Annotated in this window: 12 protein-coding genes, 1 tRNA gene and 2 pseudogenes; 7 read left to right on the top strand and 8 right to left on the bottom strand. The window is 69.6% G+C overall.

Annotated features, from left to right (window positions below):
- Positions 1-431: pseudogene (locus BMZ82_RS34845) on the bottom strand (transposase); the annotation flags it as partial.
- A 916-nt stretch (positions 432-1,347) separates the two neighbouring features.
- On the opposite strand from BMZ82_RS34845, the pseudogene BMZ82_RS42310 reads away from it, so the two are divergent.
- Positions 1,348-1,470: pseudogene (locus tag BMZ82_RS42310) on the top strand (thioredoxin-disulfide reductase); the annotation flags it as partial.
- Between the two features lie 577 nt (positions 1,471-2,047).
- On the opposite strand, the gene BMZ82_RS41070 reads toward BMZ82_RS42310, so the two are convergent.
- Together BMZ82_RS41070 and BMZ82_RS34855 are read right to left on the bottom strand one after the other, a co-directional pair.
- Positions 2,048-2,122: transfer RNA gene (locus BMZ82_RS41070), tRNA-OTHER, on the bottom strand.
- A gap of 166 nt (positions 2,123-2,288) precedes the next feature.
- Positions 2,289-2,711, bottom strand: coding sequence for a YjbQ family protein (locus BMZ82_RS34855; protein ID WP_093781409.1), 423 nt, complete (start codon positions 2,709-2,711; stop codon positions 2,289-2,291).
- A gap of 123 nt (positions 2,712-2,834) precedes the next feature.
- On the opposite strand from BMZ82_RS34855, the gene BMZ82_RS42890 reads away from it, so the two are divergent.
- From BMZ82_RS42890 to BMZ82_RS34875, 5 genes are all read left to right on the top strand, one after another.
- Complete coding sequence (locus tag BMZ82_RS42890) at positions 2,835-2,918, top strand: putative leader peptide (protein ID WP_343234701.1); 84 nt, start codon at positions 2,835-2,837, stop codon at positions 2,916-2,918.
- 161 nt (positions 2,919-3,079) lie between these two features.
- Entirely contained in the window at positions 3,080-3,994 is a 915-nt protein-coding gene (locus BMZ82_RS34860) for an ABC transporter permease (RefSeq protein WP_093781410.1), read from the top strand.
- The gene (locus BMZ82_RS34865) at positions 3,967-4,857 is read left to right on the top strand and encodes an ABC transporter ATP-binding protein (protein ID WP_256252273.1); all 891 of its coding nucleotides are present in this window, start codon (positions 3,967-3,969) and stop codon (positions 4,855-4,857) included. The genes BMZ82_RS34860 and BMZ82_RS34865 overlap by 28 nt, the downstream gene beginning before the upstream one ends.
- A 111-nt stretch (positions 4,858-4,968) precedes the next feature.
- Entirely contained in the window at positions 4,969-6,009 is a 1,041-nt protein-coding gene (locus BMZ82_RS34870; RefSeq protein WP_093781411.1) for an ABC transporter substrate-binding protein, read from the top strand.
- Positions 6,010-6,081: 72 nt separating this feature from the next.
- Complete coding sequence (locus BMZ82_RS34875; RefSeq protein WP_093781412.1) at positions 6,082-7,158, top strand: NAD(P)-binding domain-containing protein; 1,077 nt, start codon at positions 6,082-6,084, stop codon at positions 7,156-7,158.
- A 12-nt stretch (positions 7,159-7,170) separates the two neighbouring features.
- On the opposite strand, the gene mltG is transcribed toward BMZ82_RS34875, so the two are convergent.
- Both mltG and BMZ82_RS34885 read right to left on the bottom strand, forming a co-directional pair.
- Entirely contained in the window at positions 7,171-8,046 is an 876-nt protein-coding gene (gene mltG, locus BMZ82_RS34880; protein ID WP_093781413.1) for an endolytic transglycosylase MltG, read from the bottom strand.
- 53 nt (positions 8,047-8,099) lie between these two features.
- The gene (locus tag BMZ82_RS34885) at positions 8,100-9,902 is read right to left on the bottom strand and encodes an ABC transporter ATP-binding protein (RefSeq protein WP_093781414.1); all 1,803 of its coding nucleotides are present in this window, start codon (positions 9,900-9,902) and stop codon (positions 8,100-8,102) included.
- Positions 9,903-9,995: 93 nt separating this feature from the next.
- Here BMZ82_RS34885 and BMZ82_RS34890 point away from each other — a divergent pair, with 93 nt between their 5' ends.
- Positions 9,996-10,541 (top strand): MarR family winged helix-turn-helix transcriptional regulator, encoded by a 546-nt coding sequence (locus BMZ82_RS34890; RefSeq protein ID WP_093781415.1) that lies wholly within the window; start codon positions 9,996-9,998, stop codon positions 10,539-10,541.
- Between the two features lie 79 nt (positions 10,542-10,620).
- Here BMZ82_RS34890 and BMZ82_RS34895 read toward each other — a convergent pair whose 3' ends face one another.
- The 3 genes from BMZ82_RS34895 to BMZ82_RS34905 form a co-directional block, all read right to left on the bottom strand.
- Positions 10,621-12,063: a cation:dicarboxylate symporter family transporter gene (locus tag BMZ82_RS34895; protein ID WP_093781416.1), complete on the bottom strand. Its 1,443-nt coding sequence runs from the start codon at positions 12,061-12,063 to the stop codon at positions 10,621-10,623.
- Positions 12,064-12,234: 171 nt separating this feature from the next.
- A complete protein-coding gene (locus BMZ82_RS34900) occupies positions 12,235-13,929 on the bottom strand; it encodes a peptide-N4-asparagine amidase (RefSeq protein WP_256252274.1) in 1,695 nt (564 codons plus the stop codon).
- An 81-nt stretch (positions 13,930-14,010) separates the two neighbouring features.
- Entirely contained in the window at positions 14,011-14,757 is a 747-nt protein-coding gene (locus BMZ82_RS34905; protein ID WP_177244810.1) for a L,D-transpeptidase family protein, read from the bottom strand.
- Positions 14,758-14,775: the final 18 nt, after the last annotated feature.

Genomic DNA, 14,775 nt, shown 5'->3' on the forward strand with positions numbered 1-14,775 from the left:
GTGACCCAGTCCGCGGCGGCCAGCTTCGACGACGGGGCCAGGGCCCGGTTCGCGACCATGGAGAACAGCACCCGCTCCGTCACCGGCATGTCCCGGCGTCGGCCCCGTTTGGGCTGCCCGACCTGCCCGACGATCTTGTCGATCTGCAGCCGCCGCCACAGATGATCGAGGACGTAGGTGCCGCCGAACGGGACCGACGAGACGAACTCCAGGTCACCCGCCGCGGTCGACGCCAGGGCCTCGCCCGGTTCCAGCAGCCGCGATAGAGACGCGACCAGGCGCTTCACCGCGTCCCGGTCGAGGTCGTCCTCACGGCCGAACGAGAACAGCACCTTCGGGACCGCCCGGCCCTTCACCGGATCCCACTCGTTGTGAGCCAGGTGCAGGTACCGGACCGTGCCGGACTTGTTCTCCCGCTTCGTCGTCTTCACATACACGACTCCAGAACATACGGAGCAAGACCAGTTCAGCGCAGGTGAATCCGGAAAATCGCGTCTCTAGGCGAATCCGGCCGTGTCACCAGACTCCAGCCTGCTGACCTGCACCTTCACCTCGACAGGGACTCCAGAACCCCTGAATTGCGCGGAACGCAGGGTGCGGGGTGACGCCGAGGTGGGGCAGAACACGTGGTCGAAGCAATGGAGGTCGGGCAGGCTGCCCGGCGGTCTTCCCCGGCGACCGGCAGGCAGGTGCCGGTCAGCAGCCAGCCCGCCTCGGTGAGCTCAGGGGTTCCCTCTGCGGGTCTACACGAAAGCGCCGACAGTCTGGACGACTTCGACCTCGGCAGCAACGCCGACCAAGGCCATGTCGAGGTACATACCTGCTGTTCGCTGAACAGGTGCTCCTGCTGAGCCGCCTGCTGCCGCTGTCTGACTTCAGGCTGTAATCCGGGATGGGGGCGGATGCGTACCGTGAGTACGAGTCCGCCCCTGCCCCTGTCCGAAGGGCGCGTTCCTTGTCCTCAACGCTTTACCGACCGCGCGAGTCCTTCCCCGACGCGCCGAGTGCGCGGGCGCGGGCGCGGGAGGTCTCGCTCGAGCCGGCTGACTGGGTCTCCAAGGCCACACCCCGAATGGAGCCGGTCACCACGGCGGAGCAGTACGCGTACGCCCTCTCCGCTTTCGACACCGCCCGCATCTATGGGAATCAGGCAGAGCCCGGCGTCGGCCCCTGCTTGGACGAACTGCGGGCGCCGCACCGTTGTCCCGTTCGACAACGAAGAGCCGGAAGGGCGTCGAGTCCGCCCGCCCGTTCCGCGACGAGATCAAGACCGCATCTAGGCCCTAATCGCCGAGATCGACGCGAAGCAGGAGTCAGGACGTCCGTGACGGACACCGGCATACGCGAGGACCTGGTCCCGCTGGATACACCGCTGCCCTCTACACAGCCCGCGCCGAGCTCAAGTTGCTCGTCTTCGGCGGCGCGATCTTCGTCGGTGACTCGCTGACCACGACCACCGAAGTCGAGAACTCCCGGCTACCTCGGCGCCCGCCTCCAACCGTTCGCACCCGAAACCGCGCTCCGGATCCTGCTGGGCACCCTCGCTACCGGCGTCGGCGCGCCATGCCTCTGGGGGACCGCATCACAGCGTGAGCGACGGCGGCCCCGCGGTCGAGCCACTCATCAGAACACCTGGGCCGTTTCAGTTCGGGCAGTTTCCGTCCGTGCGCACCAGCCCCTCACGTCTTGGTGCCGGTGCGATCAGGCTCCTCGAAGCTGTGGTCGAATCCGGTAGGCAGTCCCGGCCGGAGGCCTTCTGGACGCCGAACGAAGAGCCTGCGGACGGGGGCCGACCGACCCCATTGAAACCCCGCGTCCCCAACACGTCCCCACGATCATGAAAATGAGGTCGAGGAGATGTTGCCGGCTCGTCGACTCAAGCTCCGCTCGTCAGCATTGTCGCAGGTCAGCGCGACGCCTGCCCGGCGAGAAAGCAGGATCCTCACCCCGCTCCAAACTCGCGAGCAGCGGATTCAGTCCGTTCAGGCAAAGTTGACGATCCGACAGGACAAAATGAAGGTTTCCGCAGGTCAGAAGCCTGCACAGGTGAGGCGGGTGGGACTCGAACCCACGGCCGACGGATTATGAGTCCGCTGCCCTGGTATACGCCGAAACTCGCCCCTTCCAGGCTTCCCGGTCTCCGACATGCAGCCAGCCGGCCAAGAAGCTGCTGACAGACCTCATACGGGATTCAGCAGGCGTGCCAAGCCCGGGCGGAACAGCTCCCAGCCCGCCCCTTGCCCCATTCGGTGCGGCCGGACTTTGCACCCGCAGTCCCACCAGGGCACCTAACCGAGGAAGCTCAATCGCACCTGACGGTTGGGGTTGTCCCTGTTCGTGTCCACCAGGCATACCGACTGCCAGGTCCCCAGTTCCAGTCTGCCGGCCAGGACCGGCAGGGTCGCGTGGGGTGGGACGAAGGCGGGGAGGACGTGGTCGCGGCCGTGGCCGGGGGTGCCGTGGCGGTGCTGCCAGCGGTCGTCGGCGGGCAGGAGCGTGTGCAGGGCGGCGAGGAGGTCGTCGTCGCTGCCGGAGCCCGTCTCGATGACCGCGATGCCGGCCGTGGCGTGCGGGACGAAGACGTTGAGGAGGCCGTCGCGGCCGGCGGCCACTTCTCGGAGGAACGCCTCGCAGTCTCCGGTGAGGTCGACGACTCGCTCCCGGGAGCCGGACGCCACGTGCAGAACTCGGGTGGTGAACGCATCTGACATGCCTCCATCCTGGCCCATACGCCGCGTTCCACGCCCGACCGGCTGCCCGCAGCGTGATATCGGTGGTCCGATCCGCGAGACGCCCGTTGACCGTGGGCATGCAGTCTGGCTACGTTCAGCCGCATGTTGCGTTCAGCCCTGCTCACCACGCGCGGTCACATCGACCTGCTGCGGGTGGCCTCTGCCGCGTGTTGTCGCGGCTGCTGACGCCCTTTCGGCCTCTCGCCTCACCTTTCGCACCACCCTTCACTCCTGCCTTCGCCCGCCCTACCCGCGCGCCCGGTCGTACCTGAACCGACCGTGACGCGGCGGTGCCGAGGTGCGCCTGCCCGTCCCCAACGGCCGCCGTTCCTCTCCGTGGAGCCCTTATGAGCATCAGTCACGCCCCACCTGAATCCTCCGAGGCGGATATTTCTCCTATATCCACCCAGTCTCACTTCCAGGCCCAGGGCCACGTCGAGGTTGAAATCCAGACGGACCTTGACCTTGTTCCCCTCGTCCCCCGTTCCTCCCGCCGTGCCCGCGTTCCCCGTTGGCTGCGCAGGACCACCGGCCCGGTCCTGCTTCTCCTCCTGTGGCAACTCCTCAGCGCCACAGGCGTGTTGACCTCCGACGTCCTCGCCTCACCCGGCCGCATCGCCCAGGTCGCCGGTGATCTCGTGTCCGACGGCTCCCTGTCCTCGGCCATGGGCACCTCGCTCCAGCGCGTGGCCGCGGGACTGCTCCTGGGCACCGTCATCGGCACCGGACTCGCCCTGGTGTCGGGGCTGTTCCGGATCGGCGAAGATCTCGTCGACGCCCCGGTGCAGATGTTGCGGACCGTGCCGTTCGTCGGTCTCATCCCGCTGTTCATCATCTGGTTCGGCATCGGCGAGGCCCCGAAGATCGCCATCATCACGCTCGGGGTGACCTTCCCGCTCTACCTCAACGTCTATGCCGGGATCCGGGGCGTGGACGCGCAGTTGATCGAGGCCGGGGAGTCGCTCGGGCTGTCGCGCCGGGGCCTGGTGCGGCATGTGATCCTGCCGGGCGCGCTGCCCGGCGCGATGACCGGCCTGCGCTACTCCCTCGGTATCGCCTGGCTCGCGCTGGTCTTCGCCGAGCAGATCAACGCCGACTCCGGCATCGGCTTTCTGATGGTGCAGGCGCGGGACTTCCTGCGCACTGACGTGATCGTGGTCTGCCTCATCGTCTACGCCTTCCTCGGCCTGCTCGCCGACTTCATCGTCCGTTCCCTCGAAAGGCTGCTGCTGCAATGGCGACCGACGTTCACCGGCCGGTGAGCCCCCAGGCGGAGCGGAGGTCCCACACGTCCTCGACATCCCCGTCGTCCCTGACATCCCCGGTATCCTTGAAGACCGCGCCCGGTACCTCCCCGGCGGCCCGCTCAGCCCGCGCACCGCTGGCGACCCGCACGCCGCCGACCACCCCCGCACCGCTCGCGGTTCGCGTCGAGGGGCTGACCCGCTCCTTCGACGGCCGTGCCGTCATCGACGACCTCCGACTCGACATCCGGCCGGGCGAGTTCGTGGCCCTGTTGGGCCGCAGTGGCTGTGGCAAGTCCACTCTGCTGCGCATCCTCGCCGGGCTCGACCGCGACATCGAGGGCACGGTGCTGGTGCCGCGCCGCAAGGCCGTCGCCTTCCAGTCGCCGCGGCTGATGCCGTGGAAGAAGGTGTGGCGCAACGTGCTCCTGGGGCTGCCGGGCCTGCCCGAACGCCACGTCGCCGACAAGGCCCTGGCGGAGGTGGGGCTCGGGAACCGCTCCGACGCCTGGCCGAAGACCCTCTCCGGCGGCGAGGCCCAGCGCGCCTCCCTGGCTCGGGCCCTGGTGCGCGAACCCGATCTGCTGCTGCTCGACGAGCCGTTCGGCGCACTCGACGCGCTCACCCGCATCAAGGCCCAGCAACTGGTGGGCGAGTTGTGGCAGCGCCGCGGCTGCGCCGTGCTGCTCGTCACGCACGACGTCGAGGAGGCGGTGCTGCTCGCCGACCGCGTCCTGGTGATGGACGACGGGGTCATCGCGCACGAGCAGGAGATCGGCCTCGACCGCCCCCGCGACATCGCCGACCCCCGGTTCGCGGAACTGCGCGCCGGCCTGCTGCGCCGCCTCGGCGTGGACCCCACGGCCCCCGAAGCCGCCTGAAACCCCCTCAGCACCACCCACTCCCTCTCCCCTCTCCTCCCCCGCTGCTCTCCCTCGTCCCTCACGATCCCTCCCGCCCCTCACCTGGCACTTCCCTCAGAACGGACTCCCATGCGACGACGCCTCGCCCCCGCCGCCCTGCTTCTCCCGCTCGCCCTCCTGCTCACCGCCTGCGGCGGGAGCTCGTCCGCCAGCACGGGCATCGGCGGCGGCGCCGACACCGACGGCAAGGGCTCTCTCACACTCAACGTCGGAGACCAGAAGGGTGGTTCCGAAGCCATCCTGCGAGCTTCCGGAGAACTGAAGAACCTCGACTACAAGATCAAGTGGTCCACGTTCACCTCCGGACCGCCGCTACTGGAGGCAGTCAACGCCGGGGCTGTCGACATCGGCGGCGTCGGCAACACCCCGCCGGTCTTCGCGGCCGGCGCCGGCTCGAAGATCACGGTCGTGTCCGCCTTCCACGGCACGTCCAAGGGCGACGCCGTCCTCGTACCGAACGACTCCAAGCTGACGAAGCCCGAGCAGCTCAAGGGCAAGTCCGTCGCCGTGGCGCAGGGCTCCTCCGCGCACTACCAACTGGTGGCCTCCCTCAAGGCGGCTGGCCTGAGTCTGAACGACGTGAAGGTCAAGTACCTCCAGCCGGCCGACGCGCTCGCCGCGTTCACCTCCGGCAAGGTCGACGCATGGGCGGTGTGGGACCCGTACACCTCGCAGGTGCTCCAGGCGAAGCAGGGCCGGGTGCTGACCACCGGCGAGGGCGTCACCAACGGGCTCACCTTCCAGGTGGCCGCGCCCGCCGCGCTGAAGGACACGAAGAAGGCCGCCGCCGTCAAGGACTACCTGGACCGGCTGCGGCGCGCCACGACCTGGGTGTTCGGCCATCAGGAGGAGTGGGCCAAGGTGTGGGCGAAGGCCACCGGGCTGCCGTACGAGGTGGCGCTGGCCGCGGTGAAGCAGACCTACGCCTCCCGGATCTCGGTCGCGGTCGACAAGCCGCTGATCGCCTCCGAGCAGCGGATCGCCGACACGTTCACCGGTCTGAAGCTCATCCCCGGCAAGGTGGACTTCGCCGCCTTCGTCGACCCGCGCTACAACGGCGACCTGCCGCCCTCCACCACTCCCGCGCGCGTGTCCTCGTCATCACAGTGATCACAGCCAGCAGGACAGCCAGCACGACAGCCACCCGGGAAGATCCGCGCCCTTCCTTCCGTTGGTAGAGGCGTGAAGAACTTGCGTGAGGTCGAGGTGGTCGTCATAGGCGCCGGTCAGGCAGGTCTGGCCGGCGCCTACCACCTGCGGCGCACCGGTTTCGAGCCGGAGCGCGACTTCGTGGTGCTCGACCACGCTCCCGCTCCGGGCGGCGCCTGGCAGTTCCGGTGGCCGTCGCTGACGTACGGCAAGGTGCACGGGATGCACGCGCTGCCGGGCATGGAGCTGACGGGCGCGGATCCCGCGCGGCCTTCGTCCGAGGTCGTCGCCGAGTACTTCGACGCCTACGAGCGCAGGTTCGACCTGCGCGTACGGCGGCCGGTCGACGTGACGGCCGTACGGGAGGGGGCCGGCGGGCGGCTGCTCGTCGAGACGTCGGACGGTACGTGGTCGGCGCGGGCCGTGATCAATGCCACCGGTACCTGGGACCGGCCGTTCTGGCCGCGTTATCCCGGCCAGGAGACCTTCCGTGGGCGGCAGTTGCACACCGCGCGGTACCCGGGCCCCGAGGCGTTCGCCGGGCTGCGGGTGGTCGTGGTGGGCGGCGGTGCGTCCGGCACGCAGCACCTGCTGGAGATCGCGCCGTACGCGGCCGGCACCACGTGGGTGACGCGGCGGCCTCCCGTCTTCCGCGAGGGGCCCTTCGACGAGGGCGTGGGCCGCGCGGCGGTCGCGCTCGTGGAGGAACGGGTGCGGCAGGGTCTGCCGCCGAAGAGCGTCGTGTCCGTGACGGGGCTGAGCCTCAACGACGCGATCCGGCAGGGGCTGGCCGACGGGGTGCTGCACCGGCTGCCCATGTTCGACCGGATCACTCCGGACGGCGTGGAGTGGGCCGACGGGCGGCGGGTCGACGCCGACGTCATCCTCTGGGCGACCGGTTTCCGGGCCGCCATCGACCATCTCGCGCCGCTGCGGCTGCGGGAGCCGGGCGGCGGGATCCGGATCGAGGGCACGCGCGCGGTCGCCGATCCGCGCATCCACCTCGTCGGCTACGGGCCGTCGGCCAGCACCATCGGCGCCAACCGGGCCGCACGCGCGGCCGTACGGGACATCAAGCGGCTGCTCACGGAAGAGCCGGTCGCCGCCTGACGCCCCGCCAGGTCACTTCGCCGCCGCCGACGTGCTCTTCGGGGTCTTACGGTCCTTCTGGTTCCGGTTGAACTCGGCGACGTTGCGCTGGTGCTCCGCGTAGCTCGCCGTGAAGCGGGTGTCACCGGGCTTGACGGTGACGAAGTACAGCCAGTCGCCCGGGGCGGGGCTGATCACGGCGCGCATCGCCTCCTCGCCGGGGTTGTCGATCGGCGTCGGCGGCAGGCCCATGCGCTGGTAGGAGTTGTAGGGGCTCTGGATGCGGGTGTCGTCCTGCGTCGTCCTCAGGGTGGAACGGTTCATCGCGTAGTTGATGGTGGAGTCCATCTGCAACGGCATTCCGCGCTCCAGGCGGTTGAACACGACCCGGGCCACCTTGCCCATGTCCGCCTTGGTGGTGGCCTCGGCCTGGACGAGGCTGGCGACGGTGACCGCCTGATAGACGTTCATGGCGTTGCGCTGGGCGCCGGCCGCGATGGGCGCCCCGTTGAACCTCTTGTTCGCCGTGTCGACCATGTACGACAGCAGCGTCTGCGGCGTCGCCTTCTTGTGCAGCGGATACGTCGCCGGGAAGAGGTAGCCCTCCGGGTTGCCGTCGGCGTCGTTCGGCAGCTTCAGACCGGCCTTCGGCAATGTCTTGGCGGTGGTGCCGGGCGGCAGGGCGAGCGCCTTGTCGACGGCCTCGTAGATCTGGCTCGCGCGCCAGCCCTCCGGGATGACCAGGGCCGTCGGCTTCGACTCCTCCTTCTTCGGGCTATCCAGGCGCTCCACGCTCAGCAGCGGCACCGCCACGGCGGTGCCAGCCACGACGGCTCCGGTCGCGATGAGGACGAGACGGCCCCGGCGCGTCAGTCGAATCGTGCTCCGTGGCGGAGTGTTCATCTGCATGCGGGCACGGTAACCCTCACATCGTCACAAACCCGGCATAACCTGCCATACTTTCATCTTGTCGGCTCCAGGCGTGCGTCTCGTCGCACCAGGGCCGCGTACCGCCCGTTGCGCTTCAACAGCTCGTCGTGCGTGCCCCGTTCGGCCACCTGGCCGGAGTCGAGGACCACGATCTGGTCGGCACCCCGAATGGTGGACAGCCGATGGGCGATGGTGAGGGTGGTGCGGTTGGCCGAGAGCGCGTCGATGGCCTCCTGGACGGCCTGTTCCGTACGGGTGTCCAGGGCGCTGGTCGCCTCGTCGAGGATCAGCACCGGTGGGTCGCGCAGGATGGTGCGGGCGATGGCCAGCCGCTGCTTCTCACCGCCGGAGAACCGGTGGCCGCGCTCGCCGACGACCGTGTCGTAGCCGTCGGGCAGGCCGGCTATGTGGTCGTGGATCTGTGCCGCCCGTGCCGCCGCATGCAGTTCCTCGTCGGTGGCGTCCGGTTTGGCGAAGCGCAGGTTGTCGGCGACCGTGGCGTGGAAGAGGTACGTCTCCTGCGAGACGACGCCGACCGCGCGGGCCAGGGTGTCGAAGTCGAGGTCGCGGACGTCGACGCCGTCGAGGGTGACCCGGCCGCCCGTCACGTCGTACAGGCGCGGCACCAGGTAGCCCAGCGTGGATTTGCCAGCGCCGGTCGGGCCGACCACCGCGAGACTGGCACCGGCGGGGACGGTGATGTCGATGCCGTCGAGGACGGGCCCGCCCTTGCCGTCGTACCGGAAGGCCACCCCCTCGAAGCGGACCTCGCCCTTGATCTCGTCGAGGTGGACCGGGTCGGTGCGCTCGGTGATGTCGATGGGGAGGTCGAGGTACTCGAAGATGCGCTGGAAGAGCGCGAGGGAGGACTGTATCTGCACGCCGGTCGACAGGAGGCCGACGGCGGGGCGGAACAGGCCCTGTTGGAGCGAGACGAAGGCGACGATCGTGCCGAGGGAGACGTCGGGGCCGCCGAACTGGAGGGCCATGCCCGCGGCCCAGTAGATGACGGCCGGCATGGCGGACATGACGATCCCGATCACGGACATCCGCCAGCGGCCGGCCATGTTCGACCGCACCTCGAGGTCGACCAGTTGCTCGGACTCCTCGGCGAAGGACCGGGTGAGGGACTCGGAGCGGCCCATGGTGCGGCCGAGCAGGATGCCGCTGACCGACAGCGACTCGGTGACGGTGGCGGCCATCTCGGCCATCTGCTTCTGACGCTGGGTGGTGATTTTCTTGCGTTCGTTGCCCACGCGGCGGCTGATCCACACGAAGACCGGCAGCAGGAGCAGCGAGACGACGGTCAGCCGCCAGTCGAGGGCGACCATCGCGATGATCGTGGCCACGACGCTGGTGAAGTTGGAGACCAGGGAGGTGGCGGTGGAGGTGACGGTGGCCTGCATGCCGCCGATGTCATTGGCGATGCGGGACTGCACCTCGCCGGTACGCGTGCGCGTGAAGAAGGCGAGGGACATGCGCTGGAGGCGGCCGTAGACAGCCGTGCGCAGGTCGTGCATGACGCGCTGGCCGACCGTGGTGGAGATCAGCGTCTGCAGGACGCCGAAGACGCCGCCGAGGACGGCGCTGAGGATCATGCCGAGGGCGAGGAGGCTCAGCAGGCCGGTGCGCCCCTGGGGGATCGCGACGTCCAGCGTCTCCTTCAGCAGGAACGGGGTGGCCACCGTGACCAGCGACGAGGCGGCGACCAGTAGGCCGACGACCGCGAGCCGGGCACGGTAGGGCTTGAAGAGGGTGAGGATGCGGCGCACCTGCCGGGGCTGGTCGGTCGAGGTGCCGGACGAAGGGGTCCATTCGATGTGGTCTCGGGGCATGGCTCCTACGGAGGGTGTGACAGTGCGGACAGACGGAGCATAGCTCATTGTTACCTATACTCACAATGAACGGCGTCCTGATATTGTTCCCACATGACCACCCCAGATTCCGACGGCCTGCTCGCCGAGCAACTGCTGCGGCTCACCCGGCGGGTGCTCCGCATCCAGAAGCGTCATCTGGAGCAGCGCGGGCTGGGCGTCACCCCAGCACAGGCCCGGCTGCTGCGCACGCTGGCGCATTGCGACTCACCGCCGCGCATGGCCGACCTCGCCGAGCGGCTGGAAGTGGTGCCCCGGGCCGTGACGACCCTGGTCGACGGCCTGGAGGCGAGCGGCAAGGTGCGCCGGATGCCCGACCCCACCAACCGGCGGGTGATCCGGATCGAGCTCACGGAGGACGGCGGCAAGGCCCTGCGGGAGCTGCGCGGCGCGCGGCTGTCCGCCGCGCGGGAGATCCTGGACCCGCTGACGGACCTGGAGCGCGGGGTGCTCAGCGAGTTGCTGAACGCACTGGTGGACGGGACCCCGGAGCGGGAGCAGGGGCAGGGGCAGCAGCGGGAGCGGAAGCCAGGGCATGGGGACAGGCATGGGCATGCGCACGGGCGGGAGCCGGGGGCGGAGCACGGGCGGGTCTGCTGAACGACGTAAAAAACGGGCCGTGGCCGCCCCTCCGTACTGCTGGAGGGGCGGCCACGGCCCGTTGCGTTGTCGCCGTCCGTCAACTCGACTCGGGGGCGGTCTCCTTGGTGAGCTGAGCGGGAACCGCCACCCGGCCCCCGGCGGCTTCCGCGCTCTCGGTACCTTCCGGCTGCCCGGCGCCCTCCGACTTCGCGGACGCTTCCGGCTCGGCGGGATCCTCGGTCGCGGCGACGTCCTCGCCGTTCAGGACCTTCTTGGCCCGCTCCAGGTCCAGCGCGCCCTCCCAGCGGGAGACGGCGAAGACCGCGACACAGTTGCCGAGGAGGTTGGTGACGACGCGCATCGAGTCCATGATGCGGTCCACGCCCAGCAGCAGGGCGACTGCGCCGGCGGGGATGGCCCCCAGCGAGGAGGCCGTCGCGGACAGGGCGAGGAAGGCCGAGCCGGGGATGCCGGCCATGCCCTTGCTGGTGAGCATGAGTACCAGGATCACGGTGATCTGCTGGCCCAGGCTGAGGTCCACGCCGACCGCCTGGGCGATGAACAGGGTGCCGATGGACAGGTACAGCGAGGCGCCGTCCAGGTTGAAGGAGTACCCCGTCGGCAGCACCAGGCCCACGGCGTCGTCGCGGGCGCCGGCCTTGCGCAGCTTCTGCATGACGCGCGGCATGACGGCCTCGGTGGAGGCGGTGCCGAGCGCGAGCAGCATCTCCTCGCGGATGTAGCGCAGGAACTTCCACAGGCTCAGCCCGGTGACCAGCTTCAGGGCGACGGCGAGCAGCGCGACGAACAGGGCCGCGGCCGCGTAGCACAGGATGATCAGCTTGCCGTAGGTCTCGATCACGCCGAGCCCGTAGTTGCCGATCAGGACGGCCATCGCGCCGAACACCGCGATCGGCGCCAGCCGCATGACGAAGCCGACGATCGCGAAGATGATCTCCTGGGCCTGCTCGATGGCGGGCAGTACCTTCGGCACCTTCGTGTGGCCGAGGTGCAGCAGCGCAGCGCCCACCAGGCAGGCCAGGATGAGCACCTGGAGCAGGGAGTTCTCCGCGAAGGCGCCGACGAAACTGGTGGGCAGCGCGTTCACGATGAACTCGGTCGTCGAGGGCAGCGAACCGCCGCCCGTCTTCGCGTCGACCGCCGAGGCGTCGAGCGTGGCCGGGTCGACGTTCATCCCCGAGCCGGGGTGGACGAGGTTGGCGGCGACGAGCCCGATGAGCAGGGCGAGCGTGCTCGCGATCTCGAACCAGATCAGCGCCTTGAGCCCGATCCGGCCGAAGGCCTTCAGATCGCCGGCCTTGGCGATGCCAACGACGACCACGCAGAACACCAGGGGCGAGATGATCGTCTTGATGAGCCGGGTGAACCCGTCACCGAGCGGCTTGAGATCCGTGGCCACGTCGGGCCACAGCTTTCCGACGAGTATGCCGAGGACGAGCGCGCAGGCGACCTGCGCGAACAGTGAGGTACGCAGTATGCGTGCGACGCGTCGCGGCAGGGACGGGGCGGACGGCGGCACGGGCACTCCTTGGGGACGGGTGGGACACAGAGGTCAAGGACGGGGACTTCTGCGATACGGAAAGCGGCTTCCGTGGCGATCACTTTGGAGGTGCCGTTGATCGCACACAAGACCGTCGCGTTTCCGCCAGGTAAATCCCGTCACGAGTGACGTATCGCACGCAACCCCGTCTCAGCAGCCGTCGCGGTCCTGGGTCAGCACCCCCTGAACGGTGGTCAGCCGGCGGTCGTGGCAGCCGTCCGGGCCGACCAGTCGGTAGCGCTCGCTTGTCGTGGCGACGGCGTGGCGCTGGTCGCGGGGCACGTTGACGGTGAAGGTCGCGTCGCCCGTGTAGGTGTCGTCGAGCCGCGACCACCCCGTGCGCCGGCCGCCCCGTACCGTCACGGCGTCGGCCCGGTCGCCGAGGGTCAGCACGGTGCGCAGCCGGTCGTACGCGCCGAGGGTGGTGGTGCCGTTCATCGAGTACGCCCGGTGGGTGCGCGTCGTACGGGCCGGTCCGCGGCCGTCGACGGTGACCGACTCGTCGTCCGTCCAGGCGGCGTCGAGGCCGTCGACGGTCTCGCCGTCGGTCCAGCGGTGCGCGGAGGTGGTCGCGAGGGTGCGGGTGACGGTGGTCCGCACGCGTCCGTGCGAGGTGTCGAGGTAGCCGGCGACGGTCAGACGGTGCCCGCCCTCGGTGTCGACGCGGTGCTCCGTGCCGGGCGTGTAGACGGTGGAGTCGGTGAGCCCTCCCGCCTCGTGCGTGACGAGTCCCCCGCCGACGACGGCCTTCCCCGGGTCCTGCCAGACGAGCACGTTGACCGGCGTGCTCCAGCCGCTCTGCCCTGCGGGGACACCGACGACGGACACCTCGACGCGGTGCGGCCGGCCGTCGTTGAGGATCGCGGCGAAGGGGGTCAGGTCGTATTCGATCGGCTTGATGTCGAAAGCGCGGGGGCCCGGAATCACGTACCAGAGAAAGGGGTTGGACCAGCCGCCGGTCCAGACGGTCGGGAAGGGAGTGGCGATTCCGGCCACCTGTCCGTCCACCTTGAGCTGCACCTCCCGGTAGGGGCCGTCGTCGGCGTGGCAGGAGTAGGGGGCCGCGGCGGGCACGGTCAGGTACCAGTACTCCTCGCATCCACCGCCGGAACCGGTGGCGTACACCTCGGCGACGACGCGTTCGCTGTTGCGGGGCGTGGTGAGGGTGGTGCCAGCGGGGCCGTCGGCCAGGGTGAGGACGCGGTCGGGGGCGGCGGCCGGTTTCCCGTCGTGGGACTCGTAGAAGGTGAGGGTCACCTTGACGTCGATCACGCCCGTGTAGGTGTCGTCGACGACGTTGCCGATGAGCATCTCCACGTCCTGGGCCTCGCGGAACGTGTCGCTGTAGCGGGTGACGTCCTTCTCCACGGACCACTCGATCCCGTCGGGCGACGGCTCGGGCGTCGAGGTACGGAAGACCTCCACCCCGCCGACGTGCAGATACCCGAGCCGGTCGAACTGCCGCCCCGCGACCTTGCCGTCGAGCCGCAGCACCACCTTGCTCCAGCGGTCGCCACAGCCGTCCGGCGGGGTGTACGAACCCCGATACGGCGTGAAGTCGCGGAACCGCGCCTCGGCGAGGGTGACCTGGCAGGACGTACCGTCGGGCCGGGTCACGGGCGGGGCGGCGGTGAGGGGGTCGTGCCAGTCGCTGCCGAACTCGGCGGGGACATCGCCCGACGCGGAGGCGGCGGACGTCGCGGAGGCAGCGGAGGCAGTGGATGTCTCGGACATCGCGGAAGCGGCGGACGTGGAGGCGGCCGCCTGTGCCGTGCCGCCCCAGAGGACGGTGCTCGCCAGGAGGGTCGCTCCGGTGAGCATGGACATGATGATCCGACTTCTCATGGCCGGTGTTCTACGGCGAGTCGCCCCTTCCCCGCAATGAGGCCTCCGGACTCCTGACGCCTGGCACCTCCGCCGGAAGGGCTAGCCCTTCAGCGCGACCCTGTCTCCCATGAGCACCACGGGATGCTGATCCGGGTCGAGCGTGCGCAGCAGGTATTCCATCGCCGTCTTGGACAGGCTGACGCAGGCCGACGTACCGCTGCCGTGGTCCATGTGCAGCCAGATCCCGCCACCCTTCTCCTCGCCCTCGGGTTGGGTCGGATCGTCGGGCGGCGTGCCCTTGACGCGGTTGTAGTCGATGGCGATGACGTAGTCGAAGTCGTGCCAGTGCGACCGATCCCACCAGTGCGGCGCCCCGAAATCCTCGGACTGCGTGTACGGCAGCCTGGCGCCGGGGTCGTCCAGGACGCCGCCCGCGGCGGTGAGCGTGAACACGCCGACCGGGCTGCGGTTGTCGCCGAGGTGGTGGTCGGCGGTCCAGCCCTTCTTGCCGTTGTGCCCCGGCCAGCTTTGGACCGGCTCCCAGGTCGGGCCACGCTTGGCGTAGAAGACGACGGTGGCGTCCGCCGAGTCCTTTCCTTCGCCGTACACCGCCACGACCTGGCGCGATTCAGCGGGAATCCGCCCTTGCAACCGCTTCCCGACGCCCGGGAGATCGGTCGCCGCGGCCGTACTCATCGACGGGACGACGCCGCCTTCTGCACCCGCCCCCGCCGAACCGCCCCGCCCGTGTTCCGCGCCCGAACCACCGCACGCGGCCAGGGCCGCGAGCAGAAGACCACAGGTCACCGTCGCGGCCCCGACGCGCCGCACCTCGCCATGTCGCATCGGGCCATGCTCGCATCA

The organism is Streptomyces sp. yr375, assembly GCF_900110755.1.
Classification (GTDB): domain Bacteria; phylum Actinomycetota; class Actinomycetes; order Streptomycetales; family Streptomycetaceae; genus Streptomyces.

Bases quoted from the DNA above. Each gene is read 5' to 3' on its own strand.
- BMZ82_RS34855 (WP_093781409.1), bottom strand. From the start codon at position 2,711: ATGTCAGATGCGTTCACCACCCGAGTTCTGCACGTGGCGTCCGGCTCC.
- BMZ82_RS42890 (WP_343234701.1), top strand. From the start codon at position 2,835: ATGTTGCGTTCAGCCCTGCTCACCACGCGCGGTCACATCGACCTGCTG.
- BMZ82_RS34860 (WP_093781410.1), top strand. From the start codon at position 3,080: ATGAGCATCAGTCACGCCCCACCTGAATCCTCCGAGGCGGATATTTCT.
- BMZ82_RS34865 (WP_256252273.1), top strand. From the start codon at position 3,967: ATGGCGACCGACGTTCACCGGCCGGTGAGCCCCCAGGCGGAGCGGAGG.
- BMZ82_RS34870 (WP_093781411.1), top strand. From the start codon at position 4,969: ATGCGACGACGCCTCGCCCCCGCCGCCCTGCTTCTCCCGCTCGCCCTC.
- mltG (WP_093781413.1), bottom strand. From the start codon at position 8,046: ATGCAGATGAACACTCCGCCACGGAGCACGATTCGACTGACGCGCCGG.
- BMZ82_RS34885 (WP_093781414.1), bottom strand. From the start codon at position 9,902: ATGCCCCGAGACCACATCGAATGGACCCCTTCGTCCGGCACCTCGACC.
- BMZ82_RS34890 (WP_093781415.1), top strand. From the start codon at position 9,996: ATGACCACCCCAGATTCCGACGGCCTGCTCGCCGAGCAACTGCTGCGG.
- BMZ82_RS34900 (WP_256252274.1), bottom strand. From the start codon at position 13,929: ATGAGAAGTCGGATCATCATGTCCATGCTCACCGGAGCGACCCTCCTG.
- BMZ82_RS34905 (WP_177244810.1), bottom strand. From the start codon at position 14,757: ATGCGACATGGCGAGGTGCGGCGCGTCGGGGCCGCGACGGTGACCTGT.